Source organism: Pseudomonas capsici (genome assembly GCF_017165765.1).
Classification (GTDB): Bacteria; Pseudomonadota; Gammaproteobacteria; order Pseudomonadales; family Pseudomonadaceae; genus Aquipseudomonas; species Aquipseudomonas capsici.
The window spans coordinates 114,786-140,462 of sequence record NZ_JAFGZD010000004.1; the positions used below are offsets into that span (position 1 = coordinate 114,786).

Sequence of the window (25,677 nt, forward strand, 5' to 3'; positions counted from 1 at the left end):
GGCGTTTTTCCCGAGTATCCGGCGTTTCATAAAAACAATGCCAAGGCAGAACTCATGAGCTTCAACAACCCAACCCTGATCACCTTCGTGATCTATATCGCGGCAATGGTCCTGATCGGTCTTCTGGCCTATCGCTCCACCAATAACTTCTCCGACTATATTCTTGGCGGGCGCAGCCTGGGCAGCTTCGTGACGGCTCTCTCGGCGGGGGCTTCGGACATGAGTGGCTGGCTGTTGATGGGCCTGCCGGGCGCGATCTACATGTCGGGTCTGTCGGAAAGCTGGATCGCCATCGGCCTGATCGCAGGTGCTTACCTGAACTGGCTGTTCGTGGCTGGCCGCTTGCGTGTACAGACCGAGCACAATGGCGATGCGCTGACCCTTCCGGATTACTTCAGCAGCCGCTTTGAAGACACCAGTGGCTTGCTGCGCATCATTTCGGCCATCGTGATTCTGGTGTTCTTCACCATTTATTGCGCCTCGGGCATCGTCGCGGGGGCGCGCCTCTTTGAAAGCACGTTTGGCATGTCCTACGAGACAGCGCTGTGGGCGGGTGCCGCGGCGACCATCGCTTACACTTTTGTCGGTGGTTTCCTGGCGGTGAGCTGGACCGATACGGTTCAGGCAACGCTGATGATTTTCGCGCTGATCCTCACGCCGATCATCGTCCTGCTGGCAACCGGTGGTGTCGATACGACCTTTCTGGCCATCGAGGCCAAGAACCCGGCCGGTTTCGACATGTTCCAGGGCACTACCTTCATCGGCATCGTCTCGTTGCTGGCCTGGGGCCTGGGTTATTTCGGCCAGCCGCATATTCTGGCGCGCTTCATGGCTGCCGATTCGGTCAAGTCGATTGCCAGTGCCCGCCGCATTTCCATGAGCTGGATGATTCTTTGTCTGGGCGGTGCAGTCGCCGTGGGCTTTTTCGGCATCGCTTATTTCTCGGCCAATCCCGAGGTGGCCGGGCCGGTCACTGAAAACCACGAGCGCGTGTTCATCGAACTGGCGAAGCTGCTGTTCAATCCATGGATTGCCGGCGTTCTGCTGTCCGCCATTCTCGCGGCAGTCATGAGCACCCTGAGCTGTCAGTTGCTGGTGTGCTCCAGTGCCCTGACTGAAGACTTTTACAAGGCTTATCTGCGCAAGGGCGCTTCCCAGCTTGAGCTGGTCTGGGTCGGTCGTGCGATGGTGCTGTTGATCTCGGTGATTGCCATCCTGCTGGCTGCCAACCCTGAAAACCGTGTGCTGGGACTGGTGAGCTATGCGTGGGCCGGTTTCGGTGCCGCTTTCGGGCCGGTCGTGCTGATTTCGCTGCTGTGGAAAGGCATGACTCGCAATGGCGCGCTGGCTGGCGTTGTAGTAGGAGCGGTCACCGTGGTGCTCTGGAAGCAGTTCAGTACCATGGGGCTGTACGAAATCGTGCCGGGCTTTATCTTCGCCAGTATCGCGATCGTGGTCTTCAGCCTGATTGGCAAAGGTCCGTCCGTTGCGATGCAGGAGCGTTTCCTCGCTGCCGATAAAGAGTTCAAGGCTGCCCGTTGATCGGTCTGTCCTGAAATGACGAAGGCCCGCCTCTGTGGAGTGCGGGCCTTTCTTTTGTGGGAGGGGATATATCAGATCTTGTTGTGATCGATATCCAGGTTATAGAACGTGGCCTTTCCGCCTTCATTGCTATAGCCGGAGTTGTCCTGGGTATATACGCCCGCCTTGAAATACAGCGGTTTTGTTTTCCAGGATGAACTGATGGATGTGCTCCAGTTCACATCTCTGGCACTGACACTCAATTCACCACCGGGACTCAGGTGGATGATGTATTTGAATTTTTCGTTGAGTGGCACGCCTTCGGCAATCTTGATGACTTTGCTTTCGTTGTCATCGAAGCGCTTGCGAACTTTCACCACGATATTCCCGGTCTGGGATTCCTTCTTGTACTGATACTCGACCTTGAGCATTGGCTCGGTGCTGTCGTAGGCGTGGATCTGGCCGATGACGATCTTGCCCGATGATGGCACCTGATTGACCTCAAGCGTCGCATTCAGAAAATTGTCTGCGTCCGGGTAGTACCAGTTGTGCAGGGTGCCGTCGGACCACGTCTCGCGCAGCTCGCTACGTGGATATTTGGCGTTTTCGGTACGTGAGCCGGTGACGGGCGACCAGAAGAAAATGTACCCCGAATGGGACTCGAAATACTTGCCGTCATAGCCTTGACGCAATTGTGAGGTTTCGATGGTTTTGGGGGGAGAGCCCACCGGGATACTGAGATTCCAAGATCCTAGGTCTATCATTTTCAACGTCCAGAAATATTCATTCGACTGCTGTGAAGTCTCTACACAGAGGGTTCAGGCAGCTTTTATACGTTTTGAAAATGCATTTGTTAATGCTTGGCGAGAGAACTAATGACGTCAAAGTGCTGTCATTTTTCCTGTAGGACAGAATTTATATGGTCTGCAGGAATATACCGTTAGTCGGTTATGTTGAACTTTCGTGGTGGCAATAGGCTGCCTTGCTGCTGCTTTTTTCAGGAGCGACTAAAGTTGATACAAATTGGACAGGGTTTTCTGTAATAAGCGCCTCCCACACAAGTAGAGAAGCAGCATGGAATGCGTGCAATCCAAGCCCAATGATGGCTCTTCGGTTCTTCTGGTTGTCGATGACTACCCTGAAAACCTGGTGACGATGTGCGCGGTCCTTCAGCGTACGGACTGGCACATCGTCACAGCCAGTTCCGGAATCGAAGCGTTGACGGTGCTTCTGGAGCAGGAAGTGGATCTGGTTCTGCTGGATGTGCAGATGCCTGACATGGATGGATTCGAAGTTGCGCGTCTGATGCGCGGCAGCCAGCGCACGAGCCTGACACCGATCATCTTTCTGACCGCCAACGAGCAGAGCCCGGCCTCGGTGCACAAGGGCTATGCAAGCGGGGCCATCGATTACCTGTTCAAGCCTTTCGACCCGAACGTGCTCAAACCCAAGGTCCAGGCCTTGCTGGAGCAGCAGCGCAATCGTCGTGCCCTGCAGAAGCTCACTCAGGAACTGGAGAGCGCCAGGGCCTTCAATGCTTCGGTGCTGGCCAATGTGGCCGAAGGCATTGTGGTGGTGGATGAAGCCGGCATCATCAGCTTCGTCAACCCGGCCATCTGTCGCCTGCTCGATACCCCTGACGAACAGTTGCGCGGCACAAGCGTGCTGGATTATGTGCTGGAGCCCACGGTCCAGAGCTGGCTGGAGTCGGATTTCTACAAGCATTATCTCAATGCCGATACCTATCGCGTGCATGATGCCGTTCTGCGTACCGCCACGGGCGGACAATTGCCGGTGACGCTGTCCTGCGCGTCACTGCCTTGCGAGCAGAAGGCGATGGTGCTGACCGTTCTCGACATGTCGATGGAACGCAACCTGTATCAACAGCTCGAACAGCAGGCGGTTACCGATGCCTTGACGGGGCTGCTCAATCGTCGCGGCTTCTATCAGGCGGTCGAGGGCATGCTGTTGCGCAACGAACATGCGGAACAGTATCTGGTCGTGCTGTATCTGGACCTGGACGGGTTCAAGCAGATCAATGATTCCCTGGGCCATGACGCTGGCGATCAGGTTCTGTTGTGGGTGGCCACGCAGCTCAAGGATTGCCTGCGGCCCTATGATGTGCTGGCGCGCATGGGGGGTGATGAGTTCACGGTGGTGATCGAAGGCTTCGATTACCCCGAACAGGCTGCCAAGGTGGCTGAAAAACTCATCGAGCGGGTATCGATGAAGCGCCAGATCGATGGCGTGGACATTTCCCTTGGCGTCAGCATCGGGATTGCGACTTACCCTGAATGCGGTTCCAACCTCGATGGTCTGCTGCGGGCGGCGGACATTGCCATGTACGAAGCCAAGCGGGCAGGGCGCCAGCAATATCGCTTTTATGACCAGAACATGAATGGCCGTGCGCGTTCACGCCTGATGCTCGAAGACAGCGTGCGCAATGCCATCGAAGGCAAGAATTTCTCGGTGGTCTATCAACCTCAGGTGCACGTCGCAGATGGTCGCCTGCGGGGCTTTGAAGCCTTGTTGCGCTGGCAGCACGCCAGTGTCGGGGAGGTGCCGCCAGCCTTGTTCATCCCCCTGCTTGAGGAAACACGCCTGATCAATCGGCTTGGCAGCTGGATCTTCGATCAGGGAGCCGAGCAGCGTCAGGCATTGGGGCGCAGCTTTGCCTCCGATCTGGTGGTGAGCGTCAGTGTCAGTCCGACGCAATTCTGCATGCCCAATCTGGCTGCAGAGCTGCGGCGGGCGATGGATCGTTTCGAGCTGCAGCCCGGTCAGCTGGAGGTCGAAATCACCGAAGCCTCACTGGTGAACAACCTGACCCACAGTCACAAGCAGTTGCAGCAACTGCGCGAGATTGGCGTGCGCGTGGCGCTGGATGATTTCGGTATGGGTGATTGCTCGCTTTCGCACCTGCGCAATCTGCAACTCGATACCCTGAAGCTCGATCGACACTTCATTGCCGGTCTGCTCGACTCGCCTCGCGATGCGGTCTTTGCGCGCAGCATCATCGATCTGTGCCGCAACCTCGACATACTGGTCATCGCCGAAGGCGTCGAGACTTTCCAGCAATATGAGTGGCTGGCCAACAATGGCTGTCAGGTCATCCAGGGGTTTCTGGTGGCTTATCCGCTGGACGCCGAAGATGCCCGGTCCTTCCCGGCGCGTTTTGACTGGTCGAGGCTGCGTGCATGATTGCGGTAGACTGGCACCTTTGAATCATCTGCCACGGCCCCATGACTGCTTCAGCCCATATACCGCTCAAATACCTGCAAGCCTATCCTGCTTCCCTTCAGGATCAGGTGCGGCAACTGATTGCTCAGGACAAACTGGGCGACTATCTGCAGCAGCGCTATCCGGAGCGTCATCAGATCCAGAGTGACAAGGCGCTGTACGCCTATGCCCTGGCCTTGAAGCAGGAGCACTTGCGCAATGCGCCGCCTGTGGACAAGGTGCTGTTCGACAATCGTCTCGACCTGACCCATCGTGCTCTGGGCCTGCACACCACGGTTTCCCGGGTGCAGGGCGGCAAGCTCAAGGCCAAGAAGGAGATTCGCGTTGCTGCGTTGTTCAAGGAAGCGGCACCGCAGTTTCTGCGCATGATCGTGGTGCATGAACTGGCGCATTTCAAGGAATCGGATCACAACAAGGCGTTCTACCAGTTGTGTGAGCACATGCAGCCTGGCTATCACCAGCTGGAATTCGACCTGCGGGTCTACCTGACGTATCGCGACCTGCAGGCTGCGGCCCGGTCGACAACCTGAATACCGCTCCGACAAGGATTTTGAAGATGGATGTCAGCAAGACCAAAAGCAGCTTTTATCGTCGTCTGTACGTGGCGTATCTGATCGACAGCCAGCTTGCCGGCACGGTCCCCGAATTGACGGAAGTCACCGGCATGCCGCGTCGCACGGCTCAGGACACCATCGCCGCACTGGCCGACCTGGATATCCAGTGCGAATTCGAGCAACAGGAAGGTGCTCGCAACCATGCCGGGCATTACCGGATCCGGGACTGGGGAGCGATCGACAAAGCGTGGATAACCCGCAACCTGGCCGGCATCAAGGCCGTACTGGGTTATCCCTGATCGAAGCGGGTCTTATTCGAGGTCGCGGCGCATGCCGATGTGCGGGATGTCGTCTTCCAGATATTCCTCGCCTACGGCGTTGAAGCCGTAGCGGCTGTAGTAACCCTGCAGATGAGCCTGGGCCGACAGATAGATAGGCTGGTCGGGCCATTTTCTTTCAGCGTGTTCCAGAGCCTGGACCATCAGTTCATGGCCCATGCCCTTGCTGCGAATCGATGGGGCGGTCACCACGCGGCCAATGGTGACATCGCCGCCTTGCTGGATCGGGTCCAGCAAGCGCAGGTAAGCCACCAGCTTGCCGTCCTGCCAGGCCATCAGATGGCAGGTGTCGCCTGTCAGGTCCAGTCCGTCGACATCCTGATATACGCACTGCTGCTCGACCACGAAAACCTCGCAGCGCAGTTTCAGAACGGCATAAAGCTGTTCGATACTCAGGTCGGTATGGTGTTTGCAGATCCATTTGATAGGCATGTTGTCGACTCGCAGAGAAACCGGAAAGGAATTCTAAACGTATACCGCCGCATTCCCAATAAAAGGCCGTGATGTCTGTCGAGCGTTTTGGCTTTGGGCTGGAAAATATTTTTACATCAATCGCATGGATGCAACCTTGGCGTGGGTTGTTTCCTGACGTTATTGGGTCTTCAATACATGTCAGGATTCAAGTGACGCTGTTGCTCAACGACTCTCAGTCTGGACCGGGCATGCTGCCCACCTGGGGAATTCAAGCATGTCGCGACTGCTTCAAGCTGTTGGATTACTGGGATTACTGCTGATCGCTCAGGCTGGCGCAGGCGAGAAGCTGCGTCTGGTTGCCGATGCCTGGCCTCCCTTCACCGATGGCTCGCTGCTCAACGATGGTCTGGCGACCGATATCGTCAGAACCGCCCTGCAGCGTGCCGGGTATCAGACCGTTTACGAACAGGTGCCCTGGGCGCGCGCCATGCATGGTATCGCCGAAGGGCGCAACGATGTGCTGATCAATGCCTGGTTCAATGAGGAGCGAACCCGGGTTGGCCAGTTTTCTGGCGAGTATCTGGTCAATCGGGTGCGCTTTCTCAAGCGCAAGGACTCGAATATCGATACCTCGAATCTCGCCCAACTGCACAAGTACATCATTGCGGTGGTGCGTGGTTACGCTTACTACCCGGCGTTCGACAATGATCCAGCGTTACGCAAGGTTCCGGTCCACAGTTTTTCCATGGCGGCTAACATGCTGGCCGCCGGGCGTGTCGACTTGGCCCTGGAAGATGAATTCGTGGCCCGTTACAGCCTGGCCAACGAACCCGAAGAAGTGCGCAATCACGTGGAATTCCTGCCGGACTCACTCAGCGAGAACAGCCTGCATATTCTGGTCAGCCTGAAGAATCCGAAGCATGCCCAGATTGTTGCCGGTTTTGATCGGGAAATTGCCGCGATGAAGGCCGACGGGACCTACGACGAACTGCTCAGGCTGCATGGTCTGATGCCTGTGGCCCCTTGATCAAATGCGCTGCCAGGGTGCGTAACGGTGCCAGCTGGCGATAGATCAAAGCCAGTTGGGTCTGCACCAGTCGCTGGCTCTCATCCAGTTCGTCGGGCATCTGTTCCAGTTGGGTGGCCAGTTCCTCTTCGGCATCGTTCTGTACGGCAACCGGTTTCTTTTCCGCCAGGCTCTGGGCGATTTCATCGATGCTGGCTGCCAGCGCCGCGCCTGCACCATCGATAAGCTGTTCATGGACATCGCTGGGCAATTGCGTGTCGCGATGTGCGCCCAGCCCGGACAGATAACTCAGCAGCGTGTGGGACAGCACCAGAAAGCGAAAGCCTACATCGGCTTCTTTGCGGAAGTGCCCGGGCTCCATCAGCATGTTCGCCAGCGTCGTGGAAAGCGCAGCATCGGCATTGTGTGCGTTGCGCCGAGCCAGGCGATAAGCCAGGTCGTCGCTCTTGCCCTTGGCGTATTGCTGCATGATCTGGCGCAGGTAAATGCTGTTGCAGCTCAGGGTATTGGCCAGCACCTTGTTCAGCTTGCGTCCTTGCCAGTCCGGCAGGAACAGGAAGACCGCCAGCCCGGCGATAAGGCTGCCCAGCAGGGTATCGAACAGGCGTGGCAGGAACAGGCCGTAGCCATCGCCCACCTGATTGAAACAGAACAGCACCATCACCGTGATCGCTGCGGTCGAAAGGGTGTAGCGCGTCGTGCGGTTGACGAAGAACACCACGCCGGCCAGCACCGCACACATCGATTGCAGGACGGGATTGGTGACCAGATCGAACAGTGCCCAGCCAGCGGTCAGGCCGAGGGCGGTGCCGATGATCCGTTGCACCAGCTTGCGGCGTGTTGCGCCGTAGCTCGGCTGGCAGACGAATACCGTGGTCAGAATGATCCAGTAGCCTTGCGACGGGTGGATCAGATGCACCATGGCGTAACCCACCGACAGGGCCAGCGGCAGGCGCAGGGCGTGGCGGAACAGCAGCGAAGTCGGTGTCATCTGCAGGCGCAGGCGTGTCCAGACGTCCTTGAGATTGCGCGGCGAGCGGTCCAGCAGGCTGCTGTCGGTTGCATCGGCCAGGGCATCGGGGTTGCTGGCGTCGCTGATCAGGCGATCCAGGGTTTCGAGATTGGCCGCCAGTGCCCGCAATGAGCGCAAGAGGCTGCGCCAGGCCGGATTGCTCTGGATACGCAGATGTTCGAGAGAGGCGCGCAGATCTTCCATCGCCTCGGCAAAGCTCGGGTCGTAGACAAACGGCTGACGCAGTTGAATGGATTCGGACAGCGCCTGACAGGCCACGCCCTGCTGGCGCAGCAGGCGCTGGCAGCGGAACAGCACGTCACTGTGGAAAAACGCCTCGGCCAGCGAGTTGTAAGGGTAATGAGATGAGCTGGCGCGTTCGTGAATGTCCTGAGCGATGAAATACAGCTTCAGATAACGGCTGACTTTCGAGCCGGGTCGACCATTGCCGACCCGGTGCAAAATGATTTCCTTGGTGGTGTTGAGCGCCGCGACCACCCGACCGTTCTGCTTGGCCAGTTCCAGGCGCCGCTCTTCCACATTCAGGGTGCGGATCGGCTCGAACAGGGTCGACTTGAGCTTGAGGTACAACCCCAGCTCGCGAAACAGCCGCGCCAGCGCCTGCTGTACCGGCTGGTTGGAAAACAGCATCTGCCACAGCACCGACAGCAGGCCGTACCAGGCCGCACCTGCCACCAGCAGCATCGGCTCATGCCAGAAGTCCAGAACCTCGCCGCCGCGCTGGTCCACGCCAATCATGGTGTAGACCGAGAGAATCAGGGTGCCGTAGGCAATCGCGCCATAGCGTTCGCCCAGCGCCCCGAGCATGGTCAGGCAGAAACTGGCCAGCGCCAGCGCGCACACGAACAGCCAGGGATAGGGAAACAGGAGTTCCACGGCCAGCGCGGCGATGCTGAAGCACACCAGCGTCACGGCCAGGGCATTGAGACGGCCTTGCCAGCTGTCATCGGTCTCGGCCAGGGCGCAGGCGATAATTCCCAGGAACAGAGGAATCAGCAAGCCCATCTCATTTTGATACCAGCACAGCGCCATGCTGCCGGTCAGCGCAATAAAGACCCGGACGCTATAGCTGAACTTGTCCAGTGCCCATAACCGACGGAGTGTATGACGCAGAGATTTTGATGCCATGAATGAGATGACGGCCTTGTTCGCAATTGATCGATCCCGCAGAAGGATATGTACAGGCCCGAGGCTGGCCTGTACATCCGCTTGGGAAAAAAATTATTGCCCGGGTGTGTTGCTTCCCGCTGTCAGACGTACTGTGCCGCCGCATAGGCCGATGCCCAGGCCCACTGGAAATTGAAACCGCCCAGATGACCGCTCACATCCAGCACCTCGCCCACGAAGTACAGTCTGGGTGACTTCAGCGATTCCATGGTCTTGGAAGACACTTCACGGGTATCGATCCCGCCCAGGGTCACTTCGGCTGTGCGATAGCCTTCTGTACCAGCCGGCACTACCCGCCAGCTCGACAGTTTTTCGGCAATGTCCGCCAGTTCGGCGTGGGTGTACTGCTTCATGGGTCTGGAAACGAACCAGTGTTCGGCAATCAGATTGGCCATCTTTTTGGTAAAGATTTCCCCCAGCAGGGTCTTCAGTTCACTGTTGGGGCGCTCGGCCTGTTGTTCGGCCAGCCAGCTAGCGGCGTCGTGATCGGGCAGCAGATTGATTTCCACGGTGTCGCCGGGCTGCCAGAACGACGAGATCTGCAGGATTGCCGGGCCACTGAGGCCGCGGTGGGTAAACAGGATGTTCTCGCGAAAGCTCATGTCATTGCAGCTGACCAGACAGTCCACCGACGTCCCCGACAACTCGCTGCACAACTCCTTGAGCTGGTCGGTGATGGTGAACGGCACCAGTCCGGCGCGAGTCGGCAGCAGCGTATGGCCAAATTGCTTGCCGACCTGATAACCGAAGCCTGTGGCACCCAGCGTCGGGATCGACAGGCCGCCCGTGGCGATCACCAGCGACTCGCAGTTCAGGGTGCCAAGGGTGGTTTCCAGGCGGTAGCCGGTTTCGGTCTTCTCGATCTGCTGCACGGAAGTATCCATATGCAGACTGGCACCGGCCTGTCTGCATTCCTCAAGCAGCATTTCCAGGATGTCGCTGGACTTGTTATCGCAGAACAGCTGGCCGAGTTTCTTTTCGTGATAGGGCACGCCATGTCTGGCGACCATCTCGATGAAGTCCCACTGGGTATAACGGGCCAGTGCCGATTTACAGAAGTGCGGGTTCTGCGACAGGAAATTGCCCGGCTCGGTGTACATGTTGGTGAAGTTGCAGCGCCCGCCACCGGACATGAGGATCTTCTTGCCCGGCTTGTTGGCGTGATCGATCAGCATCACCTTGCGCCCACGACCTGCGGCGGTCAGCGCACACATCAAACCTGCGGCGCCAGCGCCAATGATTACAACGTCAGTAACGGGCACAGCATGGTCCTCATGTGGAGCCGGGGTATTGTTCAAAGTCTTGTGGGAGGGGGGCGCGACGCCTTTTACAAGATACGAACCCGCAACGACTTGCCCTTGATCTTGCCGTTGTTCAAACGCTCCAGCGCCTGTTTGGCGATGCTGCGTTCTACGGCGACATAGGCCTGGAAGTCGAAGATGGCAATCTTGCCGACCTGCGCACCCGGAATACCTGCTTCCCCGGTCAATGCTCCCAGAATATCGCCCGGACGCAGCTTGTCCTTGCGGCCTGAGCCGATGCACAGAGTTGTCATGGCCGGCAGCAGCTTGCCGCCTTCCTTTGGCTTCAGCATGTCGTACTGCTGCCAGTTCAGAGGCGCTTTCTGTAATTCCTCGATCGCCCGGGCGCGCTGGCTTTCCGAAGGCGCTACAAGGCTGACCGCGATACCTGTTTCACCCGCACGACCGGTACGACCGACGCGGTGGATGTGGATTTCCGAATCTCGGGCCAGCTCGACGTTGATGACCATGTCCAGCGCATCGATATCCAGACCGCGTGCCGCCACGTCAGTGGCCACCAGCACCGAAGTGCTGCGGTTGGCGAACATCGCCAGCACCTGATCACGATCACGCTGTTCCAGATCGCCATGCAGGCCCACGGCGGACATGCCTTTGGCAGTCAGGTGATCGACCACTTCCTGAACCTGCTGCTTGGTGAAGCAGAACGCGACGCAGGATGTCGGGCGGAAATGGCCAAGCACCTTGACCACGGCTTCCAGACGTTGCTCCGGAGCGATTTCGTAGAAAATCTGCTCGATCTGGCTGTCGGCATGCAGTGCCTCGACCTTGACGGTCTGCGGATCACGCATGAACTTCGAGGCCAGTTGCTTGATACCGGCCGGGTAGGTGGCCGAGAACAGCAGGGTCTGGCGACGTTGCGGGGTCTGCTCGATGATGTCGGCGATGGCGTCGTAGAAACCCATGTCCAGCATGCGGTCGGCTTCATCGAGAATCAGCGTGTTCAGCCCGTCCAGCACCAGCGAGCCTTTGCGCAAGTGCTGCTGGATGCGACCCGGTGTGCCGACGATGATGTGCGCGCCATGTTCCAGCGAGCCGATCTGCGGCCCGAAAGGCACGCCGCCGCACAGGGTCAGCACCTTGATGTTGTCTTCGGAGCGGGCCAGACGCCGGATTTCCTTGGCCACCTGATCGGCCAGTTCGCGGGTCGGGCACATCACCAGGGCCTGGCAGCCGAAAAAGCGCGGATTGATCGGGTTCAGCAGGCCGATGCCGAAGGCGGCGGTCTTGCCGCTGCCGGTCTTGGCCTGAGCGATCAGGTCCATGCCCTTGAGAATCACCGGCAGGCTTTGCGCCTGAATCGGCGTCATCTCGGCATAACCAAGCGACTCCAGGTTAGCCAGCATGGCGGCGGACAGGGGCAAAGTGTTGAAAGCGGTGTTAGTCACGACGGTGGACCTGCAAAACAAAAATGTCGCGTAGTGTATCAGGTCGCACGGTCAGCTTTGTGGCCTTCGCGGATGAATTCACTCCTACCGTAGGGGTAATGCTGATCAGTTAAGGCATACACAAACTTGTAGGAGGCAGCTTGCTGGCGAAAAAGACCTGAAAACCGACAGATATTCTGCGTCTGTACGATCAAGTCGCCAGCAAGCTGCCTCCCACAAAGTGATTCATGACCTTAACTGATCGGCATTATGCCGTAGGGGTGAATTCATTCGCGAACAACGATTTTCTTGCCTTCCTGCGCCGGCAATTGCAGGAATATTCCTGCCGCGAACATCGCCAGGATGCCGACGCTCAGGAAGGTGAGCTGAAAGGCGCCCAATACATTGCTGACTTCGCCGCTAGCCACTTCATCGCTGAAACCGCCCAGCAAGGCCGCGGCGCATGCCACACCCAGGCTCAGTGACAGTTGCGCAACGACCGATAGCAGGCTGTTGCCACTGGCGGTGCTGGCGTCGTCCAGGTCGATCAGGGTCACGGTGTTCATGGCGGTGAACTGCAAGGCGTTCACTGCGCCCAGCAGGGCCAGATGGACAAGCAGCACCCAGTACGGGGTCTGAGTGTCCACCAGCGCCAGGGTCGCCAGCAGTATGCCCAGCAGCAGCGTATTGCCGGTCAGGATGGTGCGATACCCCAGCAGTTCGATCAGCCAGCGGGCAATGGTTTTGGCGAACATTCCGGCGGCGGCCAGCGGCAACATGCTCATGCCGGCCTGTGCCGGTGAATAGCCCAGGGGGATCTGCAGCAGCAAGGGCACCAGAAATGGCAGGGCACCACTGCCAAGCCGCGCAAACAGATTGCCGAGGATGCCCACCGCAAAGGTCCGGGTGCGGAACAGCGACGGTGCAAAAAGCGGGAACTCTACATGCCCGGCCCGCAGCCAGTAGGCCGCCAGACAGCCCAGGCCGGCAAACAGCAGCAAGACCACGCGCATGTGCGGCAGATGCAGTTCGCCCAGGCCTTCCAGTGCAATGGTGATCAGCACCATCGAGGCTCCGAACAGAATGAATCCTGTGCCGTCGAACCGCGTACGCCCACCGCCGGGAATATCGGGGATGAAGTGCTTGACCGCGTAACAGCCCAGCAACCCCACTGGAATATTGATCAGGAAGATCCAGTGCCAGCTCATGTACTCGACCATCCAGCCGCCCATGGTCGGCCCGAGTAATGGCCCCAGCAGACCGGGCACGGTAATGAACCCCATGATCCGCACCAGTTCCGAGCGGGGATAGGCGCGTAGCACGATCAGGCGTCCGATAGGCAGCATCAACGCGCCGCCAAGTCCCTGAATGATCCGTGCTGCCACCAGCATGTTCAGCGAGTTGGACAGTGCGCACAGCAACGAGCCAAAACTGAACAACAGGATGGCACTGAAAAAGATGCGCTTGATGCCGAAGCGATCGGCAATCCACCCCGAAGCAGGAATCAGCAGGGCGATGGTCAGCATGTAGGCAATGACCACCGACTGCATGCGTAACGGATCTTCTTCCAGCGAGCGGGCCATGGAGGGCAGGGCGGTGTTGAGAATGGTGCCGTCCAGGCTTTGCATGAAGAAGGCGATGGCGATGACCCATGGCATCCAGCGCAAGGTTTTTTCGTCCAGGTGCGGCATGTCGTTTCCTGTGTCTTTTCGCGAATGAATTCGCTCCCGCAGTAAGCGAATTCATTCGTGAAGAACGGTTAAAGCGTCAAAGTCAGTTTGCTTATCAAAGCCCCTGGCAACTGAATGGAGGCTGTCTGGCGCTGACTGTAAGTGCTGGCCGACAGAATCAGTTCCCGTTCGCGGGTCAGATTTTCCAGAGCATTGCCCAGCAGGCTGTAGGCGCTGTCATCGAAGCGCATGGTGCTGACCGGTGCCACGATCCTGCCGTCTTCGACCCAGAAGGTTGCAAAGCGGGTCATGCCGGTCAGGCGTGCAGCCGACTGATCGGAGAAGTTCAGATACCAGAGATTGCTGATGTACAGGCCTGTGCCGAGCTGCTTGAGAATCTGTTCCTGCTCCAGAGTTCCACCCGCCATGCTCAGTGCGCTTGGCCACTCGCCGTTGTCCGCACCGTTGGCTTGCAGGCCGTATTCGGCGGCGCTGCTGGAATCCACCAGTTGTTCGCGGGCCTCACCGCCTGCAATCAGGCACAGATCCTTGCGTGGATAACCTTCGCGCGAGAAGGCCGGCGACAGCGAGCCGCTGACCTGTTCATCCAGGCTGAACAGCGGGCTGAAACGGCTATCGCCGTTGTACAGCCGCTGCAACGGACTGTGCTTGCTGGCCAGTGCCTGTGCGGAAAAACCGCCCCAGCACAGCATGCCGATGATTTCGTCCAGAGCGGCAGGTGCCAGGTAAGCGCGATATTGACCGGGCTCCAGAGTGCGCAGCGGCCGACCGAGAAACTCCAGTTGCTCACGAGCCTGATTGAAGCGCCTGGCAAAGGCTTCGCTGTTCCAGTCATGCCCGGCATAGTTGGCCTTTACCGCCTGACCGTTCTCGTGAAACAGGCTCCAGTCGAAATTGAAGCTATTGGCCTGATGCCAGCCCAACGCACCCCAGGAACTGGCGAAGCCCCGATACACCGGCCCGGCAGCGTAAAAACCGACCAGATCAAGACCGCGAGACAGTTCGCCGATCTGCTCCACGACCTGCCCGCTGTCCGGCAGCGGCGACTCTTGCAGGTTGTTGCTGTGCCAGGCCTCGGTATTGGGCAGCAGATACGGATCCCTGGCGAGAGAGAGCAAGGTTTCGCGCAGTTGAACCAGAGCCTGGCTCAAACGCTGGCTGTCGACCTGGGCATCGCCCGAAAGTGTCAGATCCAGATCGGCATGCCGACCGTCGTCGATCAGTTTGAAGGTGATGCTGGCTTGCTGCACATGCCCGGCCTGACGGACCTGGCCATGGTTGAAGCGAATGAAGTCCGAGGCTTCGGCGTTGTAGGTCAGGGTGAAGTGTTCGTTCGGGCCGATAGCAGCCTTGAGGACGGCGACCAATGCCTCGAATTGCTGTTGATGAGACATCAGGCATCACCTCCAAAGACATCGACATTGGCGAACACACAGGCTGGCGAAGCGTGACCGACACGCACCACCTGATTGGGTTCGCCCTTCCCGCAATTGGGCGTGCCCAGGACCTTGAAGGTACTGGCATCGCCGACCGCGCTGAGGTTGCGCCAGAACTGCGCGGAAATCGCTCGATAGTTGGGGTTCTTGACCACGCCCTTGAGTTCGCCGTTTTCGATCAACTGGCCCCACTCGCAACCGAACTGGAATTTGTTGCGGGCATCGTCGATGGACCACGAACGGTTGGTGGACATCAGAATGCCGTGTTCGATATTGCCGATCAGTTGCTCCAGCGACTGGTCGCCCGGCTCGATATTCAGGTTGGCCATGCGGTCGATGGGCGGGCGGTTCCAGTTGCAGGCGCGGCTGTTGGCGACGCCCGGCAAGCCTGAGCGGTATTGCGACAGCGCACCGCCCAGTGGGCGTTGCAACAGGCCATCGCGAATCAGGAACTGCTTGCTTGCCGCCGTGCCATCGTCGTCATGGCCGTAGCTGGCCAGTTGCTCGGGAATCTCGGGATCGAACGTCACGTTGAGCAGGCTGGAGCCGTATTGCAGCGTGCCGAAATCCGATGCCTTGACGAAGCTGGTGCCGGCGTAATTGCGTTCGTCACCCAGAATCCGGTCCAGCTCCAGCGGGTGGCCTATGGACTCGTGGATCTGCAGAATCATCTGGTCCGGCATCAGCAGCAGGTCACGGGGGCCGGTTGGCGTGTTGGGGGCCATGATCAGTTGCAGCGCCTGATCGGCAACCTGTGCGGCTGCGCCGATCAGTCCGCAATTGCTGATGATCTCCGCGCCACCTTGCTGACCGAAATTGTCGCGGCCCAGGCTGCGGGTCTGGCTGTCATGCCCGTCATAGGCGGTCACGGTCAGGCCCGGAAACACGAAGCGCTGTGCCTGACGAATTTCGGCACCTGCGCTGTTGAGGTAGATCTGCTCTAAGTTTTCCAGACCCAGACCAGCCTGCCAGTTCACCAGACGCTCGTCCTTGGGCACCGAGTTCGACTCGGCCATCAGCAGGTCGATGCAATCGCTCAGGCTCGGGAAGGCATTGTTCAGGTTGGGCGACAGGTAATCGGCGCGTGCCGTCGAGACAGCCTGTTCGGTCAGGTCCAGCAGCGAATGCGGGGCCAGACGCCTGGCCAGTGCTTCGGCCTGTTGCAAGGCAGCCTGCAGGCCGCGTTGGGAAATGTCGTTGGTGGCGGCGTAGGTTTCGACACCGTTGAGGCGCACTGTCAGCATCGCCCCTTCATCGCTGCCCAGCGACGGCGGCTCGGCCACATTCTTGCGCACGCTCAGGTGCTGACTGGTCCTGCGCACATAGCGTATGGAAAAGAATTGCGCATCGCTCTGCAGTGCGGCGAACCGCTGCTTGAGCTGAGCGGAGAAATCGAACATGCAGGGAAGCTCCTTGTGGGGCGGGTTCCGCGAATGAATTCGCCCCACAGTGTGGGAGCGAACTCATTCGCGAACAAGACGGACTTGCCCGCGAATCATAGAGCCTGAATTACGCCTGTGCTACTTCGCGCACTGGCTTGCCGCGTGCAGGACGGTCGCCGGCCACGAAATAATCGGCATTGCTGCGTGGCAACGGCTGACGGCCACGAATCCTGTCGGCGATTTTCTCGGCGATCATGATGGTCGGGGCATTCAGGTTGCCGGTGGTGATGATCGGCATGATCGAGGCATCCACCACGCGCAGGCTTTCCAGGCCATGGACACGACCCTGACCATCGACGACTGCCATGTCATCGGTGCCCATCTTGCAGGTGCAGGAAGGGTGGTAAGCCGTTTCGGCGTGTTCACGGACGAAAGCGTCCAGTTCTTCATCGGTCTGCACTTCGATGCCTGGGCTGATTTCGCGGCCACGGTACGGGTCCAGTGCCGGTTGCTGCATGATCTCCCGGGTCAGGCGGATGCCGTCGCGGAACTCCTGCCAGTCCTGCTCGGTAGACATGTAGTTGAACAGGATGCTCGGGTACTCGCGTGGGTCCTTGGACTTGACCTGCACCCGGCCACGGCTTGGTGAACGCATGGAGCCGACGTGAGCCTGGAAGCCGTGCTCTTTCACACCTTTGGTGCCGTTGTAGTTAATGGCGACCGGCAGGAAGTGGTACTGGATGTTCGGCCACTCGAACTCTTCGCTCGAACGAATGAACCCGCCCGCTTCGAACTGGTTGCTGGCACCGATGCCTGTGCCGAGGAACATCCATTCTGCGCCGATGGCCGGCTGATTCCACCACAGCAGGGAAGGGTAGAGCGAAACCGGCTGGGTGCAGCTGTATTGCAGGTACATCTCCAGGTGATCCTGAAGGTTCTGGCCGACACCCGGCAGGTCATGAACCACGGGAATATCGAGCTTGTTCAGCAGGTCTGCCGGACCGACACCGGAGCGTTGCAGGATCTGCGGCGAAGCGATGGCACCGCTGCACAGCAGGACTTCCTTGCGTGCACGGGCTTCGATGCGGGTGTCGCTGTCGCCGCGCAGATACGCCACGCCCACGGCACGCTTGCCCTCGAACAGGATCCGGTCGGTCAGCGCGTGGGTGATGATGGTCAGTGTCTCGCGCTTCTTGGCCTCGTCCAGATAGCCACGGGCGGTGCTGGCGCGACGTCCCTTGGGCGTCACGGTTCTGTCCATCGGGCCGAAGCCTTCCTGCTGATAACCGTTGAGGTCGTCGGTGCGCGGATAACCCGCCTGTACACCGGCTTCGACCATGGCCTTGAACAGCGGATTGTTCCCCGCCTTGGGCGTGGTCACGCTGACCGGACCCTCGCCGCCGTGATAATCGTTGGGGCCGATATCGCGGGTTTCAGCCTTGCGGAAATACGGCAGGCAGTCGAGGTAGCTCCAGTCTTCCAGCCCTGGTTCCTTGGCCCAGCCGTCATAGTCCATGGCGTTGCCGCGGATGTAGCACATGCCATTGATCAGCGACGAACCGCCCAGGCCTTTACCGCGACCGCATTCCATGCGGCGGTTGTTCATGTGCGGTTCGGGCTCGGTTTCATAGGCCCAGTTATAGCGACGGCCCTGCAGGGGGAAGGCCAGTGCTGCGGGCATCTGGGTGCGGAAGTCCAGCCGGTAATCCGGGCCGCCGGCTTCCAGCAGCAGAACGGTGACGCCCGGATCTTCGGTGAGACGGGCTGCCAGGGTGTTACCGGCAGAGCCGGCACCGATGATGATGTAGTCGAATTCGGATTGCGTGGTCATAGAAAGTCCTTCGTAGAGCTGCAAGCTTCAAGTTTCGAGCTGCAAGCAAAGGCATTCGGGTGCTGCCTGTAAGAGTGAGGGCGGCAAGCTGCTTCTAGTTGAAGCTGGCAACTTGCCGCTTGAAACTGGCCGTCTTAAAACACCGACGTGTAATCGGCCATTTCCACCTGTACGGACTTGATGCGGGTGTATTGCGCCAGCGAGCTGATGCCGTTCTCGCGGCCAACCCCGGATTGCTTGTAGCCGCCGACCGGCATTTCTGCCGCCGACTCGCCCCAGGTGTTGATCCAGCAGATGCCAGCTTCAAGCTGGTGAATCACGCGGTGTGCGCGGTTCAGGTCGCGGGTGACGATACCGGCGGCCAGACCGAAATCGGTGTCGTTGGCGCGGCGGATCACTTCTTCTTCGCTGTCGTAACCGAGGATGCTCATCACCGGACCGAAGATTTCTTCGCGTACGATGGTCATTTCGTCGGTGCAGTCGGTGAACACGGTCGGGGCCACGAAGGCACCCTTGGCGAGTTCGCCTTCGGTCAGGCGCTCGCCGCCGCACAGCAGGCGCGCACCTTCTTGCTTGCCCTTGGTGATGTAGCCCAGCACGCTTTCCATGTGCTCGAAGCTGACCAGTGGGCCGAAGTTGGTGTTTTCATCTTCCGGGTTACCGATGCGGATGCGTTTTACGCGCTCCAGGATTTTGGCTTCCAGTTGCGCCTTCAGAGCGTTGGGGACGAAAACCCGTGTGCCATTGGTGCAGACCTGGCCGGAGCTGTAGAAGTTGGCCATCATTGCAATGTCGGCGGCGCGATCCAGGTCGGCGTCGTCGAAGATGATCAGCGGCGACTTGCCGCCCAGCTCCATGGTCACTTCCTTGAGCGAAGAACTCGACGCGCTGGCCATGACTTTCTTGCCGGTGTCGGTACCGCCGGTGAAGGAAACCTTCTCGATGCGCGGGTGTTCGGTGATCCAGGTGCCGACTTCACGGCCACTGCCGGTCAGCACGTTGAACACGCCATCGGGTACACCGGCTTCGGTGTAGATTTCTGCCAGCTTCAGGGTGGTCAGGGAGGTCACTTCGCTGGGCTTGAAGATCATCGCGTTGCCCGCTGCCAGTGCCGGAGCGGACTTCCACAGAGCGATCTGGATCGGATAGTTCCAGGCGCCGATACCGGCAACCACGCCCAGCGGCTCGCGGCGGGTGTAGACGAAGGAGGAGGTGCGCAGCGGGATCTGTTCGCCCTCGATGGCGGGGACCAGACCTGCGTAATACTCCAGCACATCGGCACCGGTCACGACGTCGACATAACGGGTTTCGGAATAAGCCTTGCCGGTATCCAGGGTTTCCAGCGCTGCCAGTTCATCATTGCGCTCGCGCAGGATGTCCACGGCACGGCGCAGGATGCGCGAACGTTCCATGGCGGTCATGGCGGCCCAGATCTTCTGGCCTTTTTCCGCACTGGCGACAGCGCGTTCGACATCGTCCTTGCCTGCACGCTGTACTTGCGCAAGCACTTCGCCATTCGCCGGGTTGATGGCATCGAAAGTAGCAGGGTTGCTGGCGTCGACGTAGCCGCCATCGATATAGAGTTTCTGCAATTCAAAACGGGCCATAAAGTCCTCGCAAATTCATGTGGGGGGCGATGACTGATCTCAGCTTGCCGGTATGTTTGGTCAACATTCGGCGTCAGTCGTTCGATGAAAAAAACGCTTGAGCGCTTCAGTCCACCGCCTTCGCCAGTTGGAAATCCATGTATTCGTAAGCGATCTGTTGTGCCTGCTCCGTGTCGAAAGCATCGCCGGACAAGGCACCGCGCAGCCACAGACCGTCAATGAGCGCGGCCAGCCCACGGGCTGCGCTGCGTGCCTGTTCCAGCGGTAATACGCGGCGGAACTGGCAGCACAGGTTCGAGTACAGGCGGTGATCGTTGATCCGCTGCAACCTGTGCAGTGACGGGTGATGCATGCTGGTGGCCCAGAAGGCCAGCCAGGTTTTCATCGCCGGGCCATTGACCTGGCTGGCATCGAAGTTGCCCTCGATGATGACTTGCAGATGCGCCCTGGGGCTGTCATCGGTCAGCGCCTGACGGCGTTCGCTCACGCTCTGGATCAGGGCATTCATCAGGTGGCGCATGGTTGCCGCGATCAGACCGTTCTTGTCCTGAAAGTAGTGGCTGATGATGCCGTTGGAGACGCCGGCCAGACGCGCAATCAGAGCAATGCTGGCGTCGCTCATACCGACCTGGTCCACCGCGCTGAGCGTGGCCTGGATCAGTTGCTGACGGCGGATGGGTTGCATACCAACCTTGGGCATTGGTTCGGGTCTCCGTGGCTTGCTGACCCTTTTTAGCCTAGTTGTTTTTAATTGAACGATCAATCAATAAAAACCTGTGGACGTGACAAAAGGCTCTGAAACAAGCGTTGCAGGAGAGCGAATTTATTCGCGAATGCAGGCGCGCGCTTGCCTGCGATGAAGCTCCTTCGCGGGCAAGCGCGCTCCTGCAGCCAAACATTTACCCCAGATTCTTGCCCAGCAGAGCGTGATACAACTCGCTGTCACCCAGAATGCCGACCACCTTGTCGCCATCCTGCAGCACCAGTTTATTGCCGGTCTGGTAGCGGATCTGCAAGGCGTCGCGCATGCCGATATTGGAATGAACCAGCGTCGGACGGCGATCCAGGCTGGCCACGTCCTGACCCGGCGTCCAGTTCTGCAAGTCGAGCTGTGCAGCCCCTTGGCGGGCGCTCTTGATGACATTGCCTTCGGCCAGATCCAGCCAGGAGTCCACGCCAGGGTCCAGGCATACCGAACCGTTGATCCGGGTGCAATTGTCGACGCTGCGCATCAGGCTGCGGCCGCACAGTACGTTGAGCGGATTGGTATGGGCGACGAAGGTACGTACGTAGTCATCGGCCGGGTTGAGGACGATCTCTTCGGGCACGCTGTACTGGATGATCCGACCGTCTTTCATGATTGCGATGCGGCTGCCCAGCTTGAGGGCTTCATCCAGGTCGTGGCTGACGAAAACGATGGTCTTGCTCAGCTTGCTTTGCAGGGCCAGCAGTTCGTCCTGCAGGCCTTGGCGGATCAGCGGGTCGAGCGCAGAGAAAGGTTCGTCCATCAGCAGGATGTCGGCGTCCATCGCCAGGGCCCGGGCCAGGCCGACACGCTGCTGCATGCCGCCCGACAGTTCATCGGGTTTCTTGTTGCGCCATTGGGTCAGGCCGACCAGTTCGAGTTTTTCGTCGACCAGCTTGCGCCGTTCCTTTTCCGGTCGTCCCTGCATTTCCAGGCCGAAGCTGATGTTCTCGCGAACGGTCAGCCAGGGCATCAGGGCGAACTTCTGGAACACCATCGCGATACGCTGGGTGCGCATCATTTTCAGTTCTGCCGCCGTGCAGTTGGCGATGTTGATCTGCGAGCCTTCATGCTCGACATACAACGAGCCACGGCTGACGGTATTGAGACCGTTGATGCAGCGCAACAGGCTGGACTTGCCCGAGCCTGAAAGGCCCATCAGGACGCAGATTTCGCCTTTCTCGATGGTCAGGCTGGCTTTTTCCACGCCGACGATCTGGCCGATTTTTTTCAGGATCTGGTCACGCGTGAGGCCTTGGTCCAGCAGCTTGAGGGCCTCACGCGGATCCTTGGCGAAGATGACGTCTACCTGATCGAATTTGATGATACTCATGCGTCGGACCCTACCTTGGCTTCGGGTTGTTTGCAGATACGGTCGAGCATGATTGCCAGCAGTACGATCGCCAGACCGGCTTCGAAGCCCAGGGCGATATCGGCGGTGTTCAGTGCGTTGACCACGGGTTTGCCCAGACCGTCGGCACCCACCAGTGCGGCGATCACCACCATCGACAGCGACAGCATGATGCACTGGGTAATGCCGGCCGCGATGCTGGGCATGGCGTATGGCAGTTCAATGCGGGTCAGCAGCTGGCGACGTGAAGAGCCAAAGGCCTTGCCTGCATCGAGCAGTTCATGGGGTACATCGCGAATGCCCAGATACGTCAGACGGATCGGCGCGGCGATGGCGAAGACCACTGTGGAAATCAGACCGGGCACTACGCCCAGACCGAACAGGGTCAGGGTTGGAATCAGATACACGAAGGTCGGTACGGTCTGCATCAGGTCCAGCAGCGGACGGATGACGGTATAGAACATGGGCTTGTGGGCCGCGACGATGCCCAGCGGCACCCCTATGACCACACAGACCAGTGTGGCGAACAGCACCTGAGCCAGGGTTTCCATGGTTTCCTGCCAGTAATGCAGGTTCAGGATCAGCAGGAAGGCCAGGATGACGAAGACCGTCAGGCCCCATTTGCGCTGGATGTAATGCGCCAGTGCCGCAATCAGGCCAATCAATACCAACGGGTTGAACCAGGTCAGGCCGAAGGTCAGGCCGTGGATCATCATTTCCAGGGTCGAGGCTATGGCGTCGAAGTAGTTGGCGCCGTTTTGCGTCAACCAGTCGACAAAGATCGCGATGTACTCGCCCAGAGGGATTTTATGGTCAGTCAGCATGGTATCGATTGTCCGCTTGCGGGAAGAAATGGGACAACAGGCGGGCAGGCCGCCTGCCATCGTCTTACTGTGTCAGTTTGGCCTTGGCAGCCTCCAGGCCTGGCTTGCCGTCTACTGTGGTGACGCCGGCGAGCCAGGTGTCGAGTACTTGAGGGTTGTTCTTGATCCACGCCCTGGCGGCGGCATCGGGTTTCATCTTGTCGTCCAGTACATTGCCCATCAGGGTGCTTTCCATGTTCAGGGTGAACGAGAGATTCTTCAGCAACTGGCCGACGTTGCTGCACTCTTGTACATAGCCCTTGCGTGTATTGGTGAAGATAGTGGCCTGACCGAAGTTGGGTCCGAAATACTCGTCGCCACCGGTCAGGTACTGCATCTTGAAGCGGGTGTTCATCGGGTGGGGTTCCCAGCCCAGAAAGACCACGTCCGTAGAGCGTCGAGTGGCACGGTCGACCTGCGACAGCATTCCTGCCTCACTGGATTCGACGACCTTGAAGCCAGCGTCCTTCAGGCCGAAGGCGTTCTTGTCGATCATGCTCTGGATCAGGCGATTGCCGTCGTTGCCCGGCTCGATCCCGTAGATCTTGCCGTCGAGTTCCTTCTTGAATTTCGCAATATCGGAGAAGTCTTTCAGACCCTTGTCGTAAAGCGCCTGCGGGACGGCCAGCGTGTACTTGGCGTTTTCGAGGTTGGCGCGAACGGTTTCCACGGTTCCCGCTTCGCGGTAGGCCTTGATGTCGTTTTCCATGGTGGGCATCCAGTTGCCCAGGAATACGTCCATGTTCTTGCCATCAGCCAGGGACTTGTAGGTCACGGGAACTGAAATCATGGTGGTCTTGGTCTGGTAACCCAGGGATTCGAGCACGACGCTGGTCACAGCAGTGGTGACGGTGATGTCAGTCCAGCCTACGTCCGAGAATTTGACTGTATGGCAGGCCTCTGGCTCGGCGGCCTGGGCCAGCAACGGCAAGCCGAGCGTGGCGGCCAACAGCAAGGATTTAGAACCTTTCATGGGGGTGGACTCCTGTGAATTCTGTCTATTCATCTCATCAGCTATTGGGCGCTGACACGGCTTGTTGTGTTGGCAAAAGGTTTTGCGAAGCTCTTTCACTGCGCCCGGCGATCGAGTCGAAGCCGATCATGTAACAGTGAAAATCAAACGCCTACAGGGGGCGTCGTATCCAGTACAGGCGGGGTCGTATCCAGTGTGAGCAACGTCGCTTACAGATTTTTTCCCACCTGCAAGCGCACTTCTACCGGTTGGGGGGCCGCTGAAAACGGCCAGATAATGGAGGCTACAAGGTGTATTGAAGTTCACTTGTACGGCTCCTTCTCGCGTGTCGACGGCGAACGGCTTGCTCGCTTTTCGATCATGGCTGCCAGGAGCCGCCACCTTTTAGCGCGAAAAAAATCGCTTATGACACTGTGCCATTGCCCTGTGCGATGAGTGACACCGTTGTGCAGCATCATTCGTTTCCGTTTCCCGAAAGTGCTACCGAACTGCTCACGCCTCCTTGCCGTGCGTGGCTCTCGCGTCGCAATTGGATACGCCGGTCGCACCTGAATAGACGCATCACGACGTCGCTTTCAGGGGTTATTGAATGGCTATTCAGTTTTAGGCATGGGATTTGCGATGGGCTTGGAAGGCCATGCATGAAGCAAGGCTACTAAGAAGAGCCTCGCCTGAGGCCAACTAAACGCCAAGAGTGAGGAGATACGTGATGACTTCGTTCAATGCAGGGGCACAACCCCAGAACCGCGCGCCACAGTCCATCGGCTTTTTGTTGCTGGACAACTTCACTCTGATCTCACTCGCATCGGCGGTCGAACCCCTGCGCATGGCCAACCAGCTTTCGGGCCGTGAGCTTTATCGCTGGACCACCCTGAGTGTGGACGGCAACCAGGTCTGGGCCAGCGATGGTCTGCAGATCACCCCGGATGCCGCCATGCAAAAGGCACCGGCACTGGATACCGTCATTGTCTGCGGCGGTGTCGGCATTCAACGCACCGTTACCCGTGAACACGTGAGCTGGCTGCAAAGCCAGGCCCGTCAGTCCCGTCGTCTGGGCGCTGTATGTACCGGCAGTTGGGCACTGGCCTGCGCAGGCCTGCTCGATGGTTTCGATTGCAGTGTCCACTGGGAATGTCTGGCGGCGATGCAGGAAGCCTTTCCGCGTGTATCCATGAGCACGCGTCTGTTCACCCTGGACCGCAACCGTTTCACCAGTTCCGGCGGCACCGCGCCGCTGGACATGATGCTGCACCTGATCAGTCGCGATCATGGTCGTGAATTGTCGGCAGCGATTTCCGAGATGTTCGTCTACGAGCGTATCCGTAACGAGCAGGATCACCAGCGCGTTCCGCTCAAGCACATGCTGGGCACCAACCAGCCCAAGCTGCAGGAAATCGTGGCCTTGATGGAGGCCAACCTCGAGGAGCCGATCGACCTTGATGAACTGGCGGTTTACGTGTCGGTTTCCCGCAGGCAACTGGAGCGACTGTTCCAGAAGTACCTGCATTGTTCACCGTCGCGTTACTACCTCAAGCTGCGTCTGATCCGCGCCCGGCAACTGCTCAAGCAGACGCCCATGTCGATCATTGAGGTGGCATCGGTCTGCGGCTTCGTGTCGACGCCCCATTTCTCCAAGTGTTACCGCGAATACTTCGGTATCCCGCCACGCGATGAGCGTGTGGGCTCGAACACTGCCCAGCAGGTCGCCATGATGCCAATCCCTCAGGCGCTGGTACTGGCTCCGCTGTCCGGCCCCATGTCGGCATTGAGTCAGGCGCGTAACGAATCGACATTTGCGAGTGTGAGGTTGTAAGGCAC

20 protein-coding genes are annotated in these 25,677 nt (G+C 58.9%); 6 read left to right on the forward strand and 14 right to left on the reverse strand.

All coding sequences use genetic code 11. The features are described from left to right. The first annotated feature begins 54 nt into the window (after nucleotides 1–54). The gene (gene putP, locus JSY17_RS07005; RefSeq protein ID WP_117186147.1) at nucleotides 55–1,542 is read left to right on the forward strand and encodes a sodium/proline symporter PutP; all 1,488 of its coding nucleotides are present in this window, start codon (nucleotides 55–57) and stop codon (nucleotides 1,540–1,542) included. Between the two features lie 71 nt (nucleotides 1,543–1,613). Here the strand turns inward: putP and JSY17_RS07010 are convergent, their stop codons facing one another. Then, the gene (locus JSY17_RS07010) at nucleotides 1,614–2,285 is read right to left on the reverse strand and encodes a polysaccharide lyase family 7 protein (protein ID WP_117167197.1); all 672 of its coding nucleotides are present in this window, start codon (nucleotides 2,283–2,285) and stop codon (nucleotides 1,614–1,616) included. A gap of 310 nt (nucleotides 2,286–2,595) precedes the next feature. Here JSY17_RS07010 and JSY17_RS07015 point away from each other — a divergent pair, with 310 nt between their 5' ends. From JSY17_RS07015 to JSY17_RS07025, 3 genes are read left to right on the forward strand one after another with little or no spacing between them, the layout of a single operon-like run. Continuing rightward, the gene (locus JSY17_RS07015; RefSeq protein WP_122372345.1) at nucleotides 2,596–4,722 is read left to right on the forward strand and encodes a two-component system response regulator; all 2,127 of its coding nucleotides are present in this window, start codon (nucleotides 2,596–2,598) and stop codon (nucleotides 4,720–4,722) included. Between the two features lie 41 nt (nucleotides 4,723–4,763). After that, nucleotides 4,764–5,291, forward strand: a complete 528-nt coding sequence (locus tag JSY17_RS07020) for a M48 metallopeptidase family protein (protein WP_117181747.1) — start codon at nucleotides 4,764–4,766, stop codon at nucleotides 5,289–5,291. A 26-nt stretch (nucleotides 5,292–5,317) separates the two neighbouring features. Continuing rightward, on the forward strand, nucleotides 5,318–5,614 hold the full coding sequence (locus JSY17_RS07025; RefSeq protein WP_117167200.1) for a winged helix-turn-helix domain-containing protein: 297 nt from the start codon (nucleotides 5,318–5,320) through the stop codon (nucleotides 5,612–5,614). 12 nt (nucleotides 5,615–5,626) lie between these two features. Here the strand turns inward: JSY17_RS07025 and JSY17_RS07030 are convergent, their stop codons facing one another. Then, entirely contained in the window at nucleotides 5,627–6,085 is a 459-nt protein-coding gene (locus JSY17_RS07030) for a GNAT family N-acetyltransferase (RefSeq protein ID WP_117167201.1), read from the reverse strand. 256 nt (nucleotides 6,086–6,341) lie between these two features. On the opposite strand from JSY17_RS07030, the gene JSY17_RS07035 reads away from it, so the two are divergent. Beyond that, nucleotides 6,342–7,094: a substrate-binding periplasmic protein gene (locus tag JSY17_RS07035; RefSeq protein WP_122372342.1), complete on the forward strand. Its 753-nt coding sequence runs from the start codon at nucleotides 6,342–6,344 to the stop codon at nucleotides 7,092–7,094. Here the strand turns inward: JSY17_RS07035 and yccS are convergent. The 12 genes from yccS to JSY17_RS07095 form a co-directional block, all read right to left on the reverse strand. Beyond that, a complete protein-coding gene (yccS, locus tag JSY17_RS07040) occupies nucleotides 7,060–9,255 on the reverse strand; it encodes a YccS family putative transporter (RefSeq protein WP_117181745.1) in 2,196 nt (731 codons plus the stop codon). The two genes, JSY17_RS07035 and yccS, sit on opposite strands and share 35 nt — an antisense overlap. A 122-nt stretch (nucleotides 9,256–9,377) precedes the next feature. Further along, a complete protein-coding gene (locus JSY17_RS07045; protein ID WP_206401553.1) occupies nucleotides 9,378–10,556 on the reverse strand; it encodes a BaiN/RdsA family NAD(P)/FAD-dependent oxidoreductase in 1,179 nt (392 codons plus the stop codon). A gap of 65 nt (nucleotides 10,557–10,621) precedes the next feature. Then, complete coding sequence (gene dbpA / locus JSY17_RS07050; protein ID WP_117181743.1) at nucleotides 10,622–12,001, reverse strand: ATP-dependent RNA helicase DbpA; 1,380 nt, start codon at nucleotides 11,999–12,001, stop codon at nucleotides 10,622–10,624. A 266-nt stretch (nucleotides 12,002–12,267) separates the two neighbouring features. After that, nucleotides 12,268–13,671 carry a multidrug transporter subunit MdtD gene (gene mdtD / locus JSY17_RS07055; protein WP_117181742.1) on the reverse strand — a complete coding sequence of 468 codons (1,404 nt, stop codon included), beginning with the start codon at nucleotides 13,669–13,671 and terminating at the stop codon, nucleotides 12,268–12,270. A 68-nt stretch (nucleotides 13,672–13,739) separates the two neighbouring features. After that, entirely contained in the window at nucleotides 13,740–15,065 is a 1,326-nt protein-coding gene (locus tag JSY17_RS07060) for a TldD/PmbA family protein (protein WP_206401551.1), read from the reverse strand. Further along, complete coding sequence (locus JSY17_RS07065; protein ID WP_206401550.1) at nucleotides 15,065–16,507, reverse strand: TldD/PmbA family protein; 1,443 nt, start codon at nucleotides 16,505–16,507, stop codon at nucleotides 15,065–15,067. Before JSY17_RS07065 ends, JSY17_RS07060 begins: the two co-directional genes overlap by 1 nt. Before the next feature lie 109 nt (nucleotides 16,508–16,616). Then, nucleotides 16,617–18,320, reverse strand: a complete 1,704-nt coding sequence (gene betA / locus JSY17_RS07070; protein ID WP_117181739.1) for a choline dehydrogenase — start codon at nucleotides 18,318–18,320, stop codon at nucleotides 16,617–16,619. Between the two features lie 134 nt (nucleotides 18,321–18,454). Beyond that, nucleotides 18,455–19,927, reverse strand: a complete 1,473-nt coding sequence (gene betB / locus JSY17_RS07075; RefSeq protein WP_206401548.1) for a betaine-aldehyde dehydrogenase — start codon at nucleotides 19,925–19,927, stop codon at nucleotides 18,455–18,457. Nucleotides 19,928–20,033: 106 nt separating this feature from the next. Then, complete coding sequence (gene betI / locus JSY17_RS07080) at nucleotides 20,034–20,627, reverse strand: transcriptional regulator BetI (protein ID WP_025258189.1); 594 nt, start codon at nucleotides 20,625–20,627, stop codon at nucleotides 20,034–20,036. Between the two features lie 199 nt (nucleotides 20,628–20,826). Then, entirely contained in the window at nucleotides 20,827–22,005 is a 1,179-nt protein-coding gene (gene choV / locus JSY17_RS07085; RefSeq protein ID WP_117181737.1) for a choline ABC transporter ATP-binding protein, read from the reverse strand. Next, nucleotides 22,002–22,847 (reverse strand): choline ABC transporter permease subunit, encoded by an 846-nt coding sequence (gene choW, locus JSY17_RS07090; protein WP_117167327.1) that lies wholly within the window; start codon nucleotides 22,845–22,847, stop codon nucleotides 22,002–22,004. The genes choV and choW overlap by 4 nt, the downstream gene beginning before the upstream one ends. Nucleotides 22,848–22,911: 64 nt before the next feature. Next, on the reverse strand, nucleotides 22,912–23,859 hold the full coding sequence (locus JSY17_RS07095; RefSeq protein WP_117181736.1) for a choline ABC transporter substrate-binding protein: 948 nt from the start codon (nucleotides 23,857–23,859) through the stop codon (nucleotides 22,912–22,914). Nucleotides 23,860–24,568: 709 nt separating this feature from the next. Between JSY17_RS07095 and gbdR the strand changes: the two genes are divergently transcribed. Beyond that, complete coding sequence (gene gbdR, locus JSY17_RS07100) at nucleotides 24,569–25,672, forward strand: choline metabolism transcriptional regulator GbdR (protein ID WP_117181735.1); 1,104 nt, start codon at nucleotides 24,569–24,571, stop codon at nucleotides 25,670–25,672. The last annotated feature ends 5 nt before the right edge of the window (nucleotides 25,673–25,677 follow it).